Genomic DNA, 18,671 nt, shown 5'->3' with positions numbered 1-18,671 from the left:
ACAGGATTGGGATAAATGTATTTAGCTTAAGCTCTGAGAAGATACTTCCACAGGGTGAACAGCTTCGTGCAGCAAGCCTTCTAATTCAGCACGGTAATCTGCAACCTGCTCATCAGTCCAACCGAGCATCTTGCCCATGTAAGCGATGGTTGATTCTTTGTGTGCGTGTACCCAGTGGATATCAAAATACAAAGCACCGGTACGGCGAATAAAGAAATCAATAGGCTTGTATGACGCTTCGTATTCCATTGAATAGCGCAGCATTGCGTAAACTAATTGATTCATCCCTGCACGTGAAGCTTCTTCTATTCCGGTTGTATAGAAGTGAAGTACTTTGTCTACGTTTGCTCCATAGCGATTGACAAGCATACGCATTGTTTCAGGTGTCAACCCCGTACTTCTCGCTTGATGGATTCGGTCAGCCATGAACGTTTCAAAGCCTTTCGATCCACCTACTTCGCCACCAGAGATTGGCAAACGCTTCGTTGAGCTTTTCGGGTAGTTGACGCCTTCTTCTTTTTTCAATTGCTCTGCTACCAAATTGATGATGTGTTCGCCCATTTTACGGTAGCCGGTCAATTTGCCGCCAGCAATCGAAATCAACCCGGAATCTGAGACAAAAATTTCATCTTTACGTGAAATTTCAGACGGGTCTTTGCCTTCTTCGTGAATCAATGGACGCAAGCCAGCCCAGCTGGATTCAATGTCTCTTTCAGTGATTGCCACTTCAGGGAACATAAAGTCGATTGCTTTCAAGACATAATTACGGTCTTCAAGCGTCATCGTTGGATGTGCAATGTCCTGCTTGTAAACCGTATCGGTCGTACCTACATAAACTTTGCCTTCACGCGGAATAGCAAATGCCATCCGGCCGTCCGGCATATCAAAGTAGATCGCTTGTTTTAACGGGAAACGAAGGCCATCAAAGACCAAGTGAATGCCTTTTGTCAGTTGAAGCGTTTTGCCGAATTTTGAATGGTCTTTGTCGCGCAAGGTATCAACCCACGGCCCTGCTGCATTGACGATTTTTTTCGCATACAGTTCGTGGATCGTTCCATCAATTTGGTCTTCCACTTTAATGCCGACCGTTTTGCCGTTGTCGTAAATAAAGCTTTTTACTTTCGCATAGTTCATCGCCAAAGCACCTTTTTCAACCGCTTTTTTCATCACTTCCATTGTCAGGCGTGCATCATCGGTTTTGTATTCCACGTAATAACCGCCGCCTCGAATGTCTTTTTTCTTCAGTAAAGGTTCGCGGCGCAAAGTTTCTTCTTTGCTCAACATTTTGCGGCGCTCGCCTTTTTTGACGCCAGCCAAAAAGTCATAGACGCGCAAGCCGACATTGGTGCTGAGCGGCCCAAACGTTCCGCCTTTATAAAACGGCAGCAACATCCATTCTGGCGTTGTCACATGTGGTCCATTTTCATAAACAATTTCGCGTTCTTTGCCGACTTCGGCGACCATTCTAATTTCAAACTGCTTCAAATAGCGCAAACCGCCGTGAACCAATTTGGTCGAACGGCTGCTCGTACCCGCCGCAAAATCCTGCATTTCCACAACCGCAACATCCATGCCGCGTGCAGCTCCATCAAGTGCGATGCCCGCACCGGTAATCCCGCCTCCAATAACGAGGACATCCAATTGTGTTTGTTTCATTTGTTCATAGCGTTCGTTTCTGTTTAAACTTGAAAATTTCATAAGTTTATCTGCTCCTTTTTGTGTAGTTGAACTATTTTTTCTGATCGTTCTTTGCTTGCCCTTAAAAGCAAGAGCTGAAACCAGCTGCCTGGAATGATGCCGTTATGTCCATATAAAAAGAGAGATCCAGGCACAGCTACAGAATTTCTTCTGCAAATGTGGCATGGTCTCTCATAGTCTCCGGCCGTGTGTTTCTTGTTATTAACTTGTAGGTTATTTCACTGGTTTAAATGAACGTGTTGCTGTTACCGCGTTTTTCCAGCCTTCATAAAGTGTTTCACTGTCTTCAGCCGGCATTTCGCGTGTAAAGGTTTTGTCAATTTTCCACTGCTGGGCGATTTCTTCTTTGTCTTTCCAGAATCCGACTGCCAGACCTGCTAAATATGCAGCGCCAAGTGCTGTCGTTTCCTGAATCATTGGACGTTCCACGGGAACATCCAAAATATCGCTTTGGAACTGCATCAGCAAATCATTGCCGACCGCTCCGCCATCAACGCGCAAAGTTTTCAATTCGATCCCTGCATCTTCTATCATAACATCTACAACGTCTTTTGTCTGGTATGCGAGCGCCTCAAGTGTCGCACGGATGAAATGTGCTTTCGTTGTGCCGCGTGTCAGGCCGAAAACGGCGCCGCGTGCATCGGTATCCCAGTAAGGTGTTCCAAGACCGACAAATGCCGGAACCATGTAGACGCCATCAGTTGATTCGACTTGCATTGCGTAGTCTTCGCTTTCCGGTGCATTTTCAATAATTTGAAGACCGTCACGCAGCCATTGGATTGCTGAACCGGCGACAAAAATGCTGCCTTCAAGTGCGTACTCCACTTTGCCGTCAACGCCCCAAGCCAGCGTTGTCAACAAACCATGCTCCGATACAACGCCTTCTTCTCCTGTATTCATCAACATAAAGCAGCCGGTGCCGTATGTATTTTTTGCCATGCCTTTTTCAAAACAAGCTTGGCCGAACAAAGCAGCCTGCTGATCACCAGCCATACCGGCAATCGGCACTTCGTGGCCGAAGAAATGATAGTTGACGGTGTGGGCATACACTTCCGATGACTGACGCACTTCAGGAAGCATGCTTTTAGGAACGGTCAAAATGTCCAAGAGTTCCTGATCCCATTCCAAGTCATAAATGTTATACATCAACGTACGGGACGCATTGCTGTAATCGGTGACATGGGCCGCGCCGCCTGATAATTTATAGACCAGCCACGAATCGATCGTACCGAACATTAAGTCGCCATTGTCCGCTTTTTCGCGTGCGCCTTCGACATTGTCCAATATCCATTTTACTTTTGTTCCAGAAAAATATGCATCAATCAGCAGGCCGGTTTTTTTGCGGAATACTTCGTTCAATCCTTGCTCTTTCAAGTCGTTGCAAATGCCGTCTGTTTGGCGCGACTGCCAGACGATGGCTTTATAGATAGGTTTGCCTGTGTTGCGGTCCCAGACGACCGTCGTCTCACGCTGGTTGGTGATGCCGATTCCCGCGATTTGCGTAGGATCAACGTCTGATTTGCGCAGCACTTCTGCGATACAGGCTAAAACTGAGGTCCAAATTTCATTGGCATCATGCTCGACCCAGCCCGGTTTCGGGAAAAACTGCTGAAACTCCTGTTGAGCTGTCTCGAAAATCTCACCTTTATGGTTCAATAATACGGCACGTGAACTGGTTGTGCCCTGGTCTATGGACAAAATATAATCTTTAGTCAAAACAATCTCCTCCAATGGGTTATGAAACAATTTTTTCTTCTAATTTATCAGCGGTTGTCCGCTCTTTTCTCAATTCTACACTTGCTGCACCAAATAAAACCAGGAATAGGGCAATGCTCATCATCCAAAATGGCAGACCGTAAGCTCCAGTGAACAGCGCTTTGTAAAACAATGCGCCGTACACCCCGCCGAATATCGGGCCGACAACCGGCACCCAGGCATAAGACCAATCCGATTTGCCTTTACCCGGAATTGGCAGCAATGCATGAGCAATACGGGGACCAAGATCACGCGCAGGATTGATCGCATACCCCGTCGTGCCGCCAAGCGACATTCCGATTGCCATTATCAATGCACCGACAATTAATGGATTCAACCCTTCTGTAAACTCGTTTGCGCCGATGAACAAGAGGCCCATAACCAATACGGCTGTACCAATAATTTCACTGACCAAATTCGAAAATGGACGGCGGATTGCAGGAATTGTTGCAAATACGGCCAATTTCGTTTCGGCGTCTTTGGTCTGTCTCCAATGCGGCAAGTAATTGAAAAAAACAATAGCCGCACCAATGATTGCACCCAAAATTTGTGCCGCAATATAAACGGGAACTTTCGCCCATGGGAAATCTCCAACCGCCGCAAACCCGAGTGTTACTGCTGGATTTAAATGCGCTCCGGAAAAATTGCCGACTGCATATATCCCCATCGTAACGGCGAGTCCCCAGGCAATCGTGACGACTATCCATCCACTGTTTTCAGCTTTCGAATCTTTTAACACGACACCGGCGACGACGCCAGCTCCAAAAATAATCAAAATCATCGTGCCAACCACTTCTGCTAAAAATTCCGTCATTGTAACACACCTTTATTTTTTGTCTTTGAACCGCTCTTTGAAAATAGAAAAAGACCCGCACTGAATCAAACTGCTTCTCCGTAAGAAGCGTTCTTTTCAGTGTGGGTCTCCATTTCTCCAGCACAGTTCTTAACTTGTAAATACAAAGTTACCAGTTAGTGAAAACGCTGTCAACAATTTATAATTCCCAAAGTTCCGGCTGAGAGGTGGAAATGGCTTTAGCTCCGCCATCATAGGCCAATTGAATATCTTCTTTCGTCCGGATCAATCCGCCCGCGATAACCGGAATGCCCGTCTTATCAAAAACCTCTTTAATGACCGATGGAATGATGCCAGGCAGAATCTCGATATAATCTGGAGTAACTTGATTGATGAGCTTTATATTGTGTTCAAGCGCTTGGCTGTCCAGCAAAAACAGCCGCTGAATCGTCAACAAGTTGTTTTTCTTTGCCAAAGCGATCACGTTGCTGCGCGTGGAAACGATGCCGTCCGGTTTGACTTCCCTCATCAAATATTCAAATCCATAAGAATCTGTCTTTAGTCCTTGAATCAAATCCACGTGGAGAATCACTTTTTTGTTGGCTTTTTTCGCGGCCTGCACCAATTGCTTAAGCTGCGCCAGCCGAATTTCCAAAAAGATAATGTACTCGTGATCGCTCTCGAGCAAGCGTTCAAACTCTTTCATATTACGCAAAACTGGCAAAACGCCATTTAACTCATGCACAGGGGTTCCTCCTCAATTGTCTCCATGCTTTTATCAAGCATTATCCGCCCAAACCGCTTCCCATTCAAAAATCTCATATTGCCTCGCACCTTCTGCAACATACGGATCCATCTTCACCAATGCTTCGCAGGCTGCATACGAATCAACCCGGTAAATGACCAGTCCGCCAGAGCCGTCTGCAAACTTGCCATTGGCTGCCACTTGGCCGTTAATGCGTTTGTCTTCTAGAAATGCCAGATGCTGCGGCCGAAACTCCCGGCTCTTGTCAACATCTTTCATGGGCAACATGACTGCAAAGTATTTCATGAATACGCCCCCTTTTTCTTTATTATAAGGAGCAGGCTGCAAAAAGTCTTTGATTGCCATGAATTCTTTGCTAATCGCCACGTTTTTTTCAGTTAGTTGGATATTTTTTCGAAGTTGAATAAATACTTTTTAAATCTTACGAAATACGTTCCAAATCCGTTAATATACTTGCCAAACTGGGTAAACTGGAACTAACTTACATCACCCCTAAGGAGATGATTGGCTGTGCGGATGACAAAAAAAGGACCTGTCTATCAATTAACGTTTATGCCTCGATTCTTTCCCGTAAACTGCTATGTAGTTGATGAAGAAAACGAACTGACACTGGTGGATGCTGCTTTAGGATTAAATGCTAAACAGATTTTATTATCAATCAAGGTCATGAAAAAGCCGCTGACCCAAATTGTTATTACCCATGCGCATAGCGATCATATCGGCGCGCTTGATGCCATTAAGCGGGAATGGCCAGACGCTATTGTCAGCATATCGGCACGTGATGCACGTTTGCTTGCCGGAGATACGAGCCTGCTTCCCGGGGAACCTGATTCGCCAATCAAAGGCGGTGTCCCTAAAAACGTTAAGACGCAGCCGGACCGTTTGCTCGAAGAAGGCGACAGGGTCGGCTCTCTGAAAGTGATCAATACGCCAGGCCATACACCGGGCTCTATTTCCTTAGTGGATACGCGCAACCACTTTTTGCTTGCTGGAGATGCTTTTCAGACACGCGGCGGCATTGCCGTCTCCGGGACACTTAAAGCATCATTTCCCTTTCCTGCCTTTGCGACATGGAACAAACGAGTAGCGCTCGAGAGCGGGAAAAAAATACGCCAGCTCGATCCGCAATTATTGGCAGTTGGACATGGTAAGATGATCACCAAACCGCTGGATGCTATCGACTTGGCTATTTCAGAAAGCGAGAAAAATCTTCAATAAAGAGGCTGTCTGCTTCTAGCACGCAATAAAACCCGTTTGCCAGAAAACTTTCTGGCAAACGGGTTTGTTATTTCACCTCTTTGCGTCCCACCCGCATTAACATCACTGGTCTCGGCTCATCCAGTACTTCATCCACTTGCCGCGCCTTTTGGAAGCCTGTTTTCTCATAGGCACGGATCGCGACAGTATTCCGGATATCTGGATCGGTGACGCAGAATAGGATTTGCGAATCCGCAAAGATGATTTCTTTCAAAAATTTGTGAAGAACCTTGGAACCCAGTCCTTTGTTTCGATAGCCCTTGGCACCAATCAGCACATCTAGTCCAGCGGCTTTATGCAGTTCCTCGTACTTTTCACAGCCGGGATAATCGCTCCATCGATAGGTTTGAATGTATCCTATCGGCGTTTCTTCGTAATAAATGATATAGGGCCTTGTCGGATCTTTGCCCTTGATGCTGTCCGTAAATTCCTGAACAAACTGGCCATACGTAGAACCTTGCACATAGCCCCAAAACCTTGTGGCTGGCGGCTCTCTTGTAATCCATTCATAGAGCTGCGGCAAATGTTCACGCCGCAATCGCCGAAAGCTGACTTTCCCTATATCCAACTCCATCCAAACACTCCTTTCTTGTCTTTTGGTGAATAAGAAAACCGCTATTGGTTATTCAATTGAATAAACAAAAGCGGCAGTGGCAGTAGGTTACGTATTTTCTGATTGATCAATAGGTGTTTTTAAGATACTTTCCAAATGGTCGATGGGCAAGGAAAAAATGGTTTCTACCGGTGCGTAATTTCCAGCTAATCGTCCAATCGGCGCCAGCTTTTCCAAATTGATGCGTCCATTTTGATAGAGTTCATCTTTCACATGAAATTTCACAAGCTTGCCAATTACCAGGTGATCGTCCCCCAACTGAATAATGTCGTGCAGTCTACACTCCATATTGATGGGTGCTTCCAAAACGCGTGGCACAGAAACTTCAATCGATTCTGCAGCTGTCAATCCAGTATATTCGAATTCATCGACTTCTCTCGCAATATGTTCGCCACTTTTTGCCATTTCATTGGCTAGTGGCGCAGTCACAATATTAATGACAAACTCTTTGTTTTCACGTATATTTTGCAAGGTATCTTTGACTGTGCCGGCACGAGCCTCAACCCCTTCGCCAACAGAAAAAGCCAGCATGGGCGGATTGCGCGACACCACTGTAAAAAAACTATAAGGCGCTAAATTGGCAACGCCGTCCAACGACATGGTGGACACCCAGGCAATAGGTCGAGGCACCACACTTCCAATTAGCAGTTTGTAATTCTGCTGTGCAGTCATGTTTAATGGATCAATAATCATTTTCTTCAACCACCCCTTCCACTCTCTTGCTTTTCTTTTCCCTTTTCACATCATTTTAAATCCGTTTTTTTAGCAATTAATGAGTAAAAATACATGTGAATGACTTGAATATGCACGTCAACATAAACATTCAAATACACTACTCAAGTAGCTGTTTTTTCGAACTTAGCAGGACTATAATCATAGTAAGACCAGAGGAGGGACTACCTATGGAAATGGAGCAGAAAGTAAAACAGTGGCATCGAGCAGGCTTGTTAGATCAAGCAACGGCTGAACAAATCTTAGCTTTTGAAAAGCAGCAACCTGCACCTAAAAAGCTTCCGCTGCTGTTAATGATTGGTTTGATTTTCTTTGCTTTGGCGATTTTCAGTTTTATTGCGGCCAATTGGCAAGCCATACCAGACTTAGCCAAGGTTTTGTTGATGCTGGTTTTGATGTGGTTGTTTTATAGCATTGCTCATTTTTCAGAGAAAAAAGCTTTTAGCTCACCACTCCTCTTTCGAGTGATTGGCTTGGCGATGTTTGGTGCCACTGTGTTGGTGACTGTACAAACATTCCATTTCCCATTGGCTAATTCCGTTTTGCCGTGGGCAATGTACTTAGCAACACTTGCCCATTTCTTTTATTGGAGAAAGCTCATTTATTCCGTCATTGGGTTTATCTTTGGTGCTGCGGTATTGATATCGTTCATCCCTAACATTGGATGGCTGGAATGGGGGATCTTCATTGCCATTACTGCAGCGTGGTTCTACTTTAGCAATAGCTTTGCACCTGTGGCTTTCAGTTGGATTTTGTTGTTTGCTTCCGGATTTATGCTCTGGGGATTAGTGGATTATGACAGTTCACTGTGGCCGGTCTGGACGCTGTTCGCGCTTGTACTGCTCCTGTTTATCGCATCTGAAAACAAGCAACAGATGATTCGCCCACTTTATTTGCTTGCATCCGGTATGCTGGTCGTCGTCTATTTGGCAGTACGCGGCCAAAGCTTTGTTAGTGTGATTGATGCTAACCATGCGACAGAAGCTATTGCCTTAGCCGTCGTTGGGATTGGCGTGCTCATCCTTTGCTTTTTCAAATTTCGTTCCCTTATGTGGATTGCGGTTCCCGGATCCATTGGATTGCTGCTCTTTGACGAAACAGCAATCGGCCTGGCGACGGTTGCTGAACTGTCTGCACTTGCATACTTAATTATTGCCCAGCGGCGAAATGAACCTTTAGGGTTAGGCTTTGTTTATTTCATCGTTGTGCAATTTGTGATTTACATTATATATGCGTGGGACCGACTCGACATGTCGCTTTTCTTCCTGATCGGTGCATTGCTGTTGTTCCTGTTGTCAGCTGTAGCCTGGTGGATTAACCGCAGGAAAGAGGGTGACAAACCATGAAATCCTGGCTCTTCCCAATCATCCAAACAGCAGTTGTCATCATCCTGCTTGCAAGTTATTACGCGGCTTCCTGGTTTGGTGAGCAGTATGTTTTAAGAGCTGAACCTTTTGATCCGTTCGACCCGTTCTACGGGGAATACGTCATGTTGCAATACCCGGATTTACAGACATCGTCTATTACCGATGACAGCTCAGTTTACTTTACGTTGAAAGAAGGGAATGATGGCTATGCCGTCATTGATCGAATCGATAGCGAACCCTTTTTCGGAGCTATTGAAGGATCCGTCCTCGGGGGCAACGTCACTGCCCCACAACTGGAACAATTCTACGTTGAGCAAGGACTTGGCTTGCAACTTGAGACGGCACGCGACTTGCAAGTAATCATTGACGTCTCTGACTGGGGAACCATTCGACCGGTCGACCTGCAAGAACGTTTGGAATGAAACCATAAAAAAAGTTCAATCAGCGCACTGATTGAACTTTTTTAGTTTTCCAGCAGCTTTATCTTTCTGCGCCATAATACTGTGCATAGGCACTATTCTTTTGTGCTTTGATGTTATTGATCACTACTCCCAGCAGCCGCGTTTTAGATGAGGCAGTAATGGCTTCTTTTGCTTTAAGAGCATGCTCTCGTTCTGTTTTCCCTGAGTTCACTACTAGAATAGCGCCTTCACATCTATTTGCTAAAACCACACTATCTGTTACAGACAAGACAGGCGGTGTATCAAAAATTAGCAGGTCGTAGGTGTCGAGTGCTTGATCAAATAGTAAATCCATGCTGTGAGAGCTCAACAATTCTGCTGGATTGGGCGGAATTGGCCCACTCGGCAAAAGATCAAGATTTTCAATTTCTCCCGATTGAATTGCTACTTTCAACGCAATCTGACGGGCCAATACATTTGACAGCCCCCGCGAATTGTTAATTTTGAACGTATCGTGCATCGTTGGCTTTCTCATGTCCGCATCAATCAATAAGACACGTTTGCCTTCTTGGGCGAACACGATTGCCAGATTCGATGAGGTGGTCGATTTCCCCTCCGAGTGAGAAGCAGAAGTAATAACCAGAGATCGAATCTCCCCATCAAGAGAAGAAAAATGAATATTTGTTCGCAAGGTTCTGAACTGCTCAGATACCCTCGACTTTGGATTGGTAAAGGCAATCAGTTTCCTGTTTTTCGCTTCAGGCTTGTTCTTTTTCTTCACCATTTATTATGCCTCCCTGCGTTTAAAGGCAATCGGCTCATTGGCCGGAATGTCTTCTTCTTCACTCATTGCTGAGATCGCTCCAAGCACAGGAATTCCTAACACATCCTGTATGTCCTTTTCTCCTCTGAGGGTCGTATCCAGATAGCGTAAAATCAGAGCGATAACTGCACCAATCAGAAGACCGGCAACTGCTCCAAGCAAAATATTGAGTGGAGGATTTGGTGATACAGGTGTCTGATTCTCCATGGCTACTGCTGGTGACAGGATCGAAACATTATTTGCATTCATTAATTCCACAATCTCTACTTCAAAAATTTCAGCTGTGTTGTTTGCAATTTCCACAGCCGTTGCAAGGTCTTCATCCACCACCACAATAGTAAGCAGTTGCGAACTTTCTGCAATTTCCACAGTTACTTTATCATCGAGTTCTTCATAAGACATGTCCAATCCCAATTGGCTGATTACCTGCTCAAGTATGACCGGACTTTTAATAATTTCCCCGTATGTACCGACTAACTGCAAATCTGTTTCGATACTTTGGCTGTCCAGCCCTGCTTCAGTCTGTTGTTGGCTGACCAGAAGCTGAGTGGAGGTTTGATACATAGGTGTAAGCATATAATACGATACCAATGCCGCAACAATCACGAATGCGATGGTTATGGCTAGAATGAGCCGTATTCGATTTTTTAAAATCAAATAAATTTCACGCAAGCTGATGGTTTCGATCATTTCGCCATCCCTCCTTTCGACCAGAAATGTATAAACACTCAAAAGCAATAACATCGGATATTGGATCTTATACCAGTTATTTCTCTTTCAATCAACCATGGGACATCAACTTAATTGATGTCCCATGGTTGAACGAATGATTGCCTTTGACAATAAAACGTAGCCTTCCAATAAACCTTCCGATTTTCCATCAATAGGCATCCTTAGAACCGAACAGCACCAATATGGTTTTCAAAATTAATTTAATGTCCATCATTGTGTTTCGATTGCGGATGTACTCCAAATCCATTTCGACCCATTCTTGAAAACTGATATTGCTTCTTCCGTTAACCTGCCAAAAGCAGGTCAAACCCGGAGTTACACTAATGCGCTGTTTTTCATAGTTTGTATACTGTGCTACCTCATCAGGTAAAGCAGGTCTTGGCCCTACAATGCTCATATCTCCGCTTAGCACATTAACCAGCTGCGGCAGTTCATCTATGCTGGTTTTTCTAATAAACTTGCCAATTTTCGTAATTCTTGGATCGCTTTTAATCTTGAATACCGGACCAGAGGCTTCGTTTTGTTTTAGCAGTGAGGCTTTCAGATCCTCCGCGTTGCACACCATGGAACGGAACTTATACATATCAAAAGACTTCCCATGCTTGCCAACCCTTTTCTGCTTAAAGAATACTGGACCATGAGGATCCTCCATTTTTATTAGCAAACTGATAATCAGAAATAAGGGAATCAATATGACCAGACCCATTAGCGAACCGGCAATATCCAAAAAGCGTTTTGTATACAAATATCCATTGCTCGTATTTGTCTTAACGCTTTCAAATACCATTTCGCGGTATCTTGTATTTACATCCATTTTTTCTTTTTCAGGAGCGGACACTGACATTTGAATCACCACTTTCATCATAAATTCCTTTGTCAATCAGATGGGCGCTGCTTCGATCAGTTTGGTTGAAACCGGTCTTCCGATTGAATGGTAATCAATTCCACTTTTCTCTTTGGCCTTTAATGCAAACCAGTTTCTCCTATCGGAAACGGTGCTTTTCCTACAGACAAAAACATTATTTTCTACCTCTTCAGCAATGCTTTTTGCGAGTTTTTCTACAAAACCCAAATCAGCTGAACCGGCTTTGTTTTATGGAATTTCTACCGCAGCATAAACAATACTTGTCTGTCGAAGTCCCTCCCAGTGATTTGTCGTAAAGCTTTTGCGCCTTGCCGTAATGTTTTTTCACCAAGCCACTAAGGTCAGTTTCGTATATAGGAAAAATGCCTTTTCTCATTTTTACAACTTTTTCTTCATCTACGTCGATGCAGCAGCTTTCTCAGCCATGATTTCTTTAATGATACTTTCTACGTCTTTGCCAAACTCAGGGCTATCCAAGGCAAATTCAATGGTTGTGCGTATAAAACCAAGCTTCTCGCCTACATCGTAACGCTTACCTTCGAAATCATAAGCATAGACATTTTGCACCTTGTTCAGCTTTTGAATGGCGTCCGTCAATTGGATCTCTCCTCCTGCCCCGGCACTCTGTGTACCTAGAAAATCAAAAATTTCAGGATCTAGAATATAACGCCCCATAATTGCCAGATTGGAAGGAGCTGTACCCGCCTTCGGTTTTTCCACATAGTTGCTGACCTGATAGCAACGCCCATCCACCCCACTTGGATCAATGATGCCGTACCGATGTGTTTCATGGTCCGGCACTTGCTGAACTCCAATAATAGATGACTGCATTTTGTCATATTGATCAATCAATTGTTTTAAACAAGGTTTCTCTGCTTTTACTAGGTCATCTCCCAGCAGGACCGCAAATGGTTCATTTCCGATAAACTTGCGAGCGCTCCAAACGGCGTGCCCCAAGCCCTTGGGTTCTTTTTGGCGTATATAGTGAATTTCTACATTGGAGGTGTGCTGAACTTTTTCAAGAAGTTCAAACTTCCCCTTTTTGAACAAATTATCTTCCAGTTCAAAGTTTTTATCAAAATGGTCTTCAATCGCGCGCTTGCCTTTTCCTGTAACTATAATAATGTCTTCGATGCCTGAAGCAATGGCTTCTTCAACAATGTATTGAATGGTTGGTTTGTCTACTATTGGCAACATTTCTTTGGGCATCGCCTTGGTTACCGGAAGAAATCGGGTACCTAGACCTGCTGCAGGAATAATTGCCTTTCTTACCTTTTTCACCATATAATCCACCCGCCTTTGAATTAGTCGAGAATATCGATTGTTGTATTCACTAACGGGAAGGAAACTTTTTAACAAAGAAAGCTTCTTTATAGCATTTAGATACCTAAATACTGTCCCATTGTAACATCGATAGTCCCTTAAAAATAGTTTTATTATTAAGAATTATTAATTTTAATAATAAAAATGGTTCTATATACTCACTAATTTTATACTTTTCTCCTTAACATATATTCCAATATTCAGATAATTTAAAACGTATTTATGTGTGGGATACAATCATTTCCAAATCTCCATCCATAAAATAATTACCGATAGTGGCAGGTACAATGAAGTTGTCACCCTTTTTCACCGTCGATACACTTTCCTCCGTTACTAGGTGACCTGATCCATTAATGACACTGACCAATAGGAATCCCGTTGATAATGGAACTTCCACCTTCCCACCAAGCTGCCAATGATATACCGTGAAGTACTCGCCTTCAATCAACCGCGTCGATTGAAGATTGTTTAACTGTTCCTTCAAGTTGTCCTGAACAAATTGCTGATGCGGACATGTCATCACTGTCATGGCTTCTTCTAAATGCAGTTCACGCTTTTTGCCTTCTGGATCCACACGATCATAATCATAGAGCCTGAATGTAATATCAGAGCTTTGCTGCGTCTCCAGAATAACGATCCCTTTGCCGATCGAATGCAAGGTTCCACTTGGTACATACACAAAATCACCTTTTCTTACCTTGATGCTCTGAAACAGTTTTTGCCATTCCCCTTCGCTCACCAATTGCTGAAACTCCTCACGCGATTGCGCTTGATGCCCAATTATAATTTCAGCATCTTCGTCACAATCCAAGATATACCAGCACTCTGTTTTTCCGAATGGTTGATGGGCCAGTTCTCGTGCATAGCGATCGTCCGGATGGACTTGAACAGACAATTGATCGTTGGCATCGAGAATCTTCACCAGCAATGGAAAATCGGTCTCAGTGGTTTCAAAACCAAATAATTGAGGATGATTCTTCCATACCTCCAGCAAATTCTTTCCTTGCAGTTCACCATTCATAACAATTGATGGTCCATTTTCATGAGCAGAAATGACCCACGCTTCCCCTGTTGTTTGGGAAGGAATATCGTAGTTAAATAGTTTCTGAAGTTTTTCTCCACCCCATATTCGTTCTTGAAAAACTGGCTTCAAAAAAACGGGTTCTTTGTACATGAAGTTCCCTCCCATGATGGAAATGACAAGCACGTTAATAATTAAGAGGATTTTTACTCATCCGCTGCTATCCATGGCGAGCAGTTAGCTTAACTTTACAAATCGCTTCAATTTCTTCCCACTCATTGGAAGTTCGGAAAATATCTTCTTCAATCAGTTCGCTGCCGGTTTGAACTTCAATAATTTCTATATCGGTTGTCGCTTTCAATGTATGCTTGGCACCAAGAGGGATATGAATAATATCACCTGTTCTGACGTGACTCAATTGGTCATTGAAGACAAAAATCCCCTCACCTTTAACGATAGTCCATACCTCACTGCGCTTGTAATGCATTTGATAGCTGAGGTTTTTTCCTGCATTGATACCCAAGCGCTTAATCAAAACTTCATTGCCTTCAGCATACCTCGTATACTCCAGCACGCGATACCAACCCCAGCGGCGCTCTTCATACATCGGACGATTATCGAAGCCCTCCACATATTCCTTCACCTTTGTGCTAGCATCTTTATCGGTCACCAAAATCCCATCCGGGCTAGCTGCTACCACTACATTATCCAAGCCGAGCAAGGTTATCGGAATATCGAGTTCATTAACGATATGGGAGTTTTCCACCCCTTTTCCGATGATTCCTTTACCCGTCACCTGAACCGCCATTTCTTCTGTCAACGTATTCCAGGTACCCAAATCTTTCCAATATCCATCGTAGGGCAAAGAAACAATATGAGACGCCCGCTCCACCACTTCATAATCAAAACTGTTTTTAGGAAGGCGGTGATAGTTTCTTAGCAGCTGGGAATACTCGGTCGGCATGCCTCTTTCTTTCAGTAGATCGATGATATAACTGAGCCTAAAAGCAAATACGCCGCAGTTCCATAATGCATTCTGTTCTATCAATTCTTCTGCCTGCTGTTCAGTCGGCTTTTCTTTAAAGTAATCTACTGTCAAATAAGAATTCTCTGATTGGTTATCCGGAATAATATAGCCATATTTGGCGGAAGGATAAGTCGGCTTCACTCCCATCAGTGCCAATTCTGCACCTGACTCGAGCAATACTTTTTCCAAATCCTGGACACGACCAAAAAATTGATTTTCAACGTACGGATCTACCGGCAGCATTCCCACCACCTCATTCAAATCGCATTTCTGGACTGAATAAAGATAAACAGCTGCCAGTGCAATTGCCGGGAACGTATCTCTTCTTTCCGGTTCAGTGACTATATGGACACCTTGCCCTAATTGCGCTTTAATCATATCCACTTGCGAACTGCTGGTCGCAATAATGGAATTTCCAGCCATCCCCGTGTCCTCGATCTGTTTCCACACTCGCTGAACCATGGAAACTTTATTGCCATCCTCATCACTCAGCACTTTAAGGAATTGCTTTGAACGTGCATCGTTCGAAAGTGGCCATAGGCGCTTTCCTGATCCCCCAGACAACAATACCAATCTCATAATTATGCCTCCTTCTTCATTTGCGATTTTGTCAGACTGCAGTTCTTTAGACTTATTAAATAAAATAAACCAAAGAACATTCATAATTTTATAGGCAATATATATCTACACCTATAAATAAGTAATTCAATTTACACGTAAATTGAAAAAGGTATAACCGTATTATATATACAAATACCTAATAATTCAATATAATTTTCTAAAAAATAAGAAATATCAGATATATTTACCTACTCATCACCCTTAACCCACTGACACCAAAGACTTTCTAGTTATTTTATTTTTCATTTTTTTTAGAAAATATAGTCATTTTATTTTAATCAATTTAAAGACGCCCTTAATAAAATCGCGTAATTGGAATCGATCACACAAAAAAAGCCACTATCGTGAAATCAAATTGATTTCACGATAGTGGCTCGATTTAGTACGCTTACTTTTTGTTGACTGCTTCTTTGTAATGTTCTGTATGGTAAGCAGTCTCCAACTGAGAAGTTCCAGCAACCGCATGAAGCACATCCCGGTATTTGTTGATGGACGTATCCCGGGTAAGATGTTCTTCAAGGTAAGCACGGCCTTTAAGCCCCATTTCTCTCAATTCTTCAGGGTCCAAACTCCGGAGATAATTGATCGCATGAACAACTCCTTGATAATTCTGAGGTTCAATGACAACACCGGCTCCACTTTCGAAAATTAACCGCTGTACTTCACTTCCTTCTTCTAATACACCTAATACAGGTTTACCTGCTGCCATTACGCCGTAAATCTTGCTTGGTACAGAAACCCCTTTAATGCCTTTTTGGTTAACGACCAAATGGACATCTGCCGCATTCAACGAATACTTCAGAAATTCTTTTGGCTGATAGGGTAAGAACTTGACGTTTTCAAGATTGTTTTGGACGGCATACTCCTGAATTCGCTGCTTGACGGCACCTTCTCCAATAAACAGAAAAACGAGATCCGGCTGGTCTGTAAATTGCTCGGACACTTGAACTAAATTTTCAAGATCATAGTAGAGACCAAGGTTTCCTGAATACATAACAATAAATTTATTTTCTAGCCCATGCGTCTTCAAAAACTCACGAATGGCAGGCTCATCTTTTTTAAGCGGAACAATGGCATGCTCGTCCGTCCAGTTGCTGATAACGGTATGACCTGGCACTTTTTTGTCCACAAAACGTCCCCTCAAAGTTTCAGCCATATCTTCTCCTACCAAAAGCACTTGATCGGCGTAACTGCAATTCAGCTTATCGATAGCTTTCGCGATTCCGAAAACAGTTTGATTGTTCGTATACGCCACAGCTTGCGCCTGCTCAGGGTTAAAGTCATGGACGCTATAAATATGCCGCGAACGTTTCAACAGTTTGCCGATGGTTCCGATCAACCCCCCCAATACCGGAGGTTGAGAAATCGTGAAAATGACGTCCGTCCCCTTTTCTTTTAACAAAGCCATATTTGCCAGCAAAAAGTAGGAGGAGATGTATTTGATTCGACTGACTTTAGAGTTTTTATCCACCCCAGGCAATTTGATCCGAACCACTTTAATGCCTTCTAAGTAATCTTCCTCAAAAAGCTTTTTGCCTTCATTATGTTCACCGGCATACCCTGGCTGTGCCGCAATAACCGTAATATCAAAATCACCCTGAAGGCGTAAGGTCAACTCCGTCATCAACTGACTGGTAGCTGCGAGATCCGGATAAAAGTAATTGATGACAAAAACAATCTTTTTTTTATGTAGCATATGGACCTTCCTTTCTCGGAGAGCGACTGAAAAAAATGAACAGCTTCCATTTAAAGTTCATCAAAGATGGATATCAGGGCATCGGTATATTTATCTTCGGTATAATGCGCCTCAAAATTTTCCCGACTCATCCTTCCAAGGCGCATACGTTCTGCGTCATCGGCCACCAAATCCTTAATCGCGGTTTTAACACCTTCAACTGTCGGTTCGATAATGACACCACAATCCTTGATTAATTCCGCAATGATGCCTCTATCCGATGAAATAATCGGCAGTCCTGCCGCCATCCCTTCAATTATGGACATCGGCTGACCTTCGACCTTGTATTTCGTTGGAAGAGCCATAATATCCGACTCAAGGAAAAAACGTTTTTTCTCTTCACCCTGTTTCAAGCCGTGATAGAGTATGCGCTGGTCCATTTCATTCGCAGCGATATATTGTTGAACTTCCAAGAACTCGTTTTCGTTTTGAATGCCGCCAACTAAATCCAATCGCAAATTATGTCCTTCTTTGACCAATGCAGTAGTTGCTTTGATCAGCTCGACATAACCTTTTTCAAACATCAAGTTGCTTAAATACAGAAGAGAAACCGGCCCCGTTTTTTTCCCTATCCCCACTTCGCTTTTAAGAATGAAATCCGCTGGGATGCCATTGGATACCACTTCTATCCGTTTGACATGTCCACGGTAATTAGGAGCCAACTTCCCACCCAGCACAATGCCCACATCAATTTTTTTCAATGCGTTAATAATGAACTTCTGCGTAGTGCCAGAAGTGCCATCGATAGTGCCACCAAGATTATTGCCATGAAGATGCGTAACGATTTTGCCGCGGCCAAGCAGCTTGCACGCCTGAATCATCAGACAATCCCGCAGCAAACCCATTTTTGTTTGAGATATGGAAATGTACAAAACTGGATTCTTCATGACAAGCGACAAAAAGCCGCAATATAAAATTGCAAAAGAATCGGTCCACACTTTATCAAAAGAAAGAGCCCCTGGATGTTCGAAATCCTTTCGGCTCAAATTAATTTTTTTCACCTTATATTTCTGGTGAAGTTTTTCAGATTTATACAAGGATTGCAAAGCAATACTCTCTCCCAATACCGGAGGAGGCAGTGGTCCAACAAAAATCAAATTTCCTTTTTTTGCTCCAGTCACGTTAGATCACCTCTCATTTAT

The 18,671-nt window shown here is 43.5% G+C and carries 19 protein-coding genes; 3 read left to right on the top strand and 16 right to left on the bottom strand.

The window, feature by feature from the left end; all coding sequences use genetic code 11:
- Positions 1 to 21 precede the first annotated feature (21 nt).
- The 5 genes from AC4EHK_RS04410 to AC4EHK_RS04390 form a co-directional block, all read right to left on the bottom strand.
- Positions 22 to 1,698 (bottom strand): glycerol-3-phosphate dehydrogenase/oxidase, encoded by a 1,677-nt coding sequence (locus tag AC4EHK_RS04410; RefSeq protein WP_490977570.1) that lies wholly within the window; start codon positions 1,696 to 1,698, stop codon positions 22 to 24.
- Positions 1,699 to 1,911: 213 nt separating this feature from the next.
- Positions 1,912 to 3,414: a glycerol kinase GlpK gene (glpK, locus tag AC4EHK_RS04405; protein WP_490977569.1), complete on the bottom strand. Its 1,503-nt coding sequence runs from the start codon at positions 3,412 to 3,414 to the stop codon at positions 1,912 to 1,914.
- Between the two features lie 19 nt (positions 3,415 to 3,433).
- Positions 3,434 to 4,267, bottom strand: coding sequence for an MIP/aquaporin family protein (locus tag AC4EHK_RS04400; RefSeq protein WP_490977568.1), 834 nt, complete (start codon positions 4,265 to 4,267; stop codon positions 3,434 to 3,436).
- Between the two features lie 178 nt (positions 4,268 to 4,445).
- Positions 4,446 to 4,991 carry a glycerol-3-phosphate responsive antiterminator gene (locus AC4EHK_RS04395; RefSeq protein WP_490977567.1) on the bottom strand — a complete coding sequence of 182 codons (546 nt, stop codon included), beginning with the start codon at positions 4,989 to 4,991 and terminating at the stop codon, positions 4,446 to 4,448.
- A 33-nt stretch (positions 4,992 to 5,024) separates the two neighbouring features.
- Positions 5,025 to 5,297, bottom strand: coding sequence for a YciI family protein (locus AC4EHK_RS04390; RefSeq protein WP_490977566.1), 273 nt, complete (start codon positions 5,295 to 5,297; stop codon positions 5,025 to 5,027).
- A 225-nt stretch (positions 5,298 to 5,522) separates the two neighbouring features.
- Here AC4EHK_RS04390 and AC4EHK_RS04385 point away from each other — a divergent pair, with 225 nt between their 5' ends.
- Positions 5,523 to 6,230: an MBL fold metallo-hydrolase gene (locus tag AC4EHK_RS04385; RefSeq protein ID WP_490977565.1), complete on the top strand. Its 708-nt coding sequence runs from the start codon at positions 5,523 to 5,525 to the stop codon at positions 6,228 to 6,230.
- A gap of 67 nt (positions 6,231 to 6,297) precedes the next feature.
- Here AC4EHK_RS04385 and AC4EHK_RS04380 read toward each other — a convergent pair whose 3' ends face one another.
- The gene (locus AC4EHK_RS04380; RefSeq protein ID WP_490977564.1) at positions 6,298 to 6,843 is read right to left on the bottom strand and encodes a GNAT family N-acetyltransferase; all 546 of its coding nucleotides are present in this window, start codon (positions 6,841 to 6,843) and stop codon (positions 6,298 to 6,300) included.
- An 87-nt stretch (positions 6,844 to 6,930) separates the two neighbouring features.
- A complete protein-coding gene (locus tag AC4EHK_RS04375; RefSeq protein WP_490977929.1) occupies positions 6,931 to 7,575 on the bottom strand; it encodes a flavin reductase family protein in 645 nt (214 codons plus the stop codon).
- 209 nt (positions 7,576 to 7,784) lie between these two features.
- On the opposite strand from AC4EHK_RS04375, the gene AC4EHK_RS04370 reads away from it, so the two are divergent.
- A complete protein-coding gene (locus tag AC4EHK_RS04370; protein ID WP_490977563.1) occupies positions 7,785 to 8,960 on the top strand; it encodes a DUF2157 domain-containing protein in 1,176 nt (391 codons plus the stop codon).
- On the top strand, positions 8,957 to 9,403 hold the full coding sequence (locus tag AC4EHK_RS04365; protein WP_490977562.1) for a GDYXXLXY domain-containing protein: 447 nt from the start codon (positions 8,957 to 8,959) through the stop codon (positions 9,401 to 9,403). Before AC4EHK_RS04370 ends, AC4EHK_RS04365 begins: the two co-directional genes overlap by 4 nt.
- A gap of 58 nt (positions 9,404 to 9,461) precedes the next feature.
- Here AC4EHK_RS04365 and AC4EHK_RS04360 read toward each other — a convergent pair whose 3' ends face one another.
- The 9 genes from AC4EHK_RS04360 to AC4EHK_RS04320 all read right to left on the bottom strand — a co-directional run bounded on the left by AC4EHK_RS04360 (position 9,462) and on the right by AC4EHK_RS04320 (position 18,650).
- Positions 9,462 to 10,166 (bottom strand): CpsD/CapB family tyrosine-protein kinase, encoded by a 705-nt coding sequence (locus AC4EHK_RS04360; protein WP_490977561.1) that lies wholly within the window; start codon positions 10,164 to 10,166, stop codon positions 9,462 to 9,464.
- Positions 10,167 to 10,169: 3 nt separating this feature from the next.
- Positions 10,170 to 10,895 (bottom strand): YveK family protein, encoded by a 726-nt coding sequence (locus AC4EHK_RS04355; RefSeq protein WP_490977560.1) that lies wholly within the window; start codon positions 10,893 to 10,895, stop codon positions 10,170 to 10,172.
- 190 nt (positions 10,896 to 11,085) lie between these two features.
- Positions 11,086 to 11,799 (bottom strand): sugar transferase, encoded by a 714-nt coding sequence (locus tag AC4EHK_RS04350; protein WP_490977928.1) that lies wholly within the window; start codon positions 11,797 to 11,799, stop codon positions 11,086 to 11,088.
- Positions 11,800 to 12,010: 211 nt separating this feature from the next.
- On the bottom strand, positions 12,011 to 12,178 hold the full coding sequence (locus tag AC4EHK_RS04345; protein ID WP_490977559.1) for a hypothetical protein: 168 nt from the start codon (positions 12,176 to 12,178) through the stop codon (positions 12,011 to 12,013).
- Between the two features lie 20 nt (positions 12,179 to 12,198).
- Positions 12,199 to 13,086, bottom strand: a complete 888-nt coding sequence (gene galU, locus AC4EHK_RS04340; RefSeq protein ID WP_490977558.1) for a UTP--glucose-1-phosphate uridylyltransferase GalU — start codon at positions 13,084 to 13,086, stop codon at positions 12,199 to 12,201.
- A 259-nt stretch (positions 13,087 to 13,345) separates the two neighbouring features.
- Positions 13,346 to 14,299, bottom strand: coding sequence for a mannose-6-phosphate isomerase, class I (manA, locus tag AC4EHK_RS04335; protein WP_490977557.1), 954 nt, complete (start codon positions 14,297 to 14,299; stop codon positions 13,346 to 13,348).
- Between the two features lie 67 nt (positions 14,300 to 14,366).
- The gene (locus tag AC4EHK_RS04330) at positions 14,367 to 15,752 is read right to left on the bottom strand and encodes a sugar phosphate nucleotidyltransferase (protein WP_490977556.1); all 1,386 of its coding nucleotides are present in this window, start codon (positions 15,750 to 15,752) and stop codon (positions 14,367 to 14,369) included.
- A 430-nt stretch (positions 15,753 to 16,182) separates the two neighbouring features.
- On the bottom strand, positions 16,183 to 17,490 hold the full coding sequence (locus AC4EHK_RS04325) for a glycosyltransferase family 4 protein (RefSeq protein WP_490977555.1): 1,308 nt from the start codon (positions 17,488 to 17,490) through the stop codon (positions 16,183 to 16,185).
- 50 nt (positions 17,491 to 17,540) lie between these two features.
- Positions 17,541 to 18,650 (bottom strand): glycosyltransferase family 4 protein, encoded by a 1,110-nt coding sequence (locus AC4EHK_RS04320; RefSeq protein ID WP_490977554.1) that lies wholly within the window; start codon positions 18,648 to 18,650, stop codon positions 17,541 to 17,543.
- Positions 18,651 to 18,671: the final 21 nt, after the last annotated feature.

It is taken from the genome of Planococcus sp. TJ-307 (assembly GCF_058268435.1).
Note: the sequence above shows the minus strand (reverse complement) of the source record. Positions and strands in the feature narration are given on the sequence as shown.

Excerpts from the sequence above, each read along its gene's own strand:
- AC4EHK_RS04325 (WP_490977555.1), bottom strand. The coding sequence starts at position 17,490 with ATGCTACATAAAAAAAAGATTGTTTTTGTCATCAATTACTTTTATCCG.
- AC4EHK_RS04355 (WP_490977560.1), bottom strand. The coding sequence starts at position 10,895 with ATGATCGAAACCATCAGCTTGCGTGAAATTTATTTGATTTTAAAAAAT.
- AC4EHK_RS04365 (WP_490977562.1), top strand. The coding sequence starts at position 8,957 with ATGAAATCCTGGCTCTTCCCAATCATCCAAACAGCAGTTGTCATCATC.
- AC4EHK_RS04330 (WP_490977556.1), bottom strand. The coding sequence starts at position 15,752 with ATGAGATTGGTATTGTTGTCTGGGGGATCAGGAAAGCGCCTATGGCCA.
- AC4EHK_RS04410 (WP_490977570.1), bottom strand. The coding sequence starts at position 1,698 with ATGAAATTTTCAAGTTTAAACAGAAACGAACGCTATGAACAAATGAAA.
- AC4EHK_RS04360 (WP_490977561.1), bottom strand. The coding sequence starts at position 10,166 with ATGGTGAAGAAAAAGAACAAGCCTGAAGCGAAAAACAGGAAACTGATT.
- AC4EHK_RS04400 (WP_490977568.1), bottom strand. The coding sequence starts at position 4,267 with ATGACGGAATTTTTAGCAGAAGTGGTTGGCACGATGATTTTGATTATT.
- AC4EHK_RS04370 (WP_490977563.1), top strand. The coding sequence starts at position 7,785 with ATGGAAATGGAGCAGAAAGTAAAACAGTGGCATCGAGCAGGCTTGTTA.
- AC4EHK_RS04390 (WP_490977566.1), bottom strand. The coding sequence starts at position 5,297 with ATGAAATACTTTGCAGTCATGTTGCCCATGAAAGATGTTGACAAGAGC.
- AC4EHK_RS04380 (WP_490977564.1), bottom strand. The coding sequence starts at position 6,843 with ATGGAGTTGGATATAGGGAAAGTCAGCTTTCGGCGATTGCGGCGTGAA.
- manA (WP_490977557.1), bottom strand. The coding sequence starts at position 14,299 with ATGTACAAAGAACCCGTTTTTTTGAAGCCAGTTTTTCAAGAACGAATA.
- AC4EHK_RS04350 (WP_490977928.1), bottom strand. The coding sequence starts at position 11,799 with ATGAAAGTGGTGATTCAAATGTCAGTGTCCGCTCCTGAAAAAGAAAAA.
- AC4EHK_RS04345 (WP_490977559.1), bottom strand. The coding sequence starts at position 12,178 with ATGAGAAAAGGCATTTTTCCTATATACGAAACTGACCTTAGTGGCTTG.
- galU (WP_490977558.1), bottom strand. The coding sequence starts at position 13,086 with ATGGTGAAAAAGGTAAGAAAGGCAATTATTCCTGCAGCAGGTCTAGGT.
- AC4EHK_RS04375 (WP_490977929.1), bottom strand. The coding sequence starts at position 7,575 with ATGATTATTGATCCATTAAACATGACTGCACAGCAGAATTACAAACTG.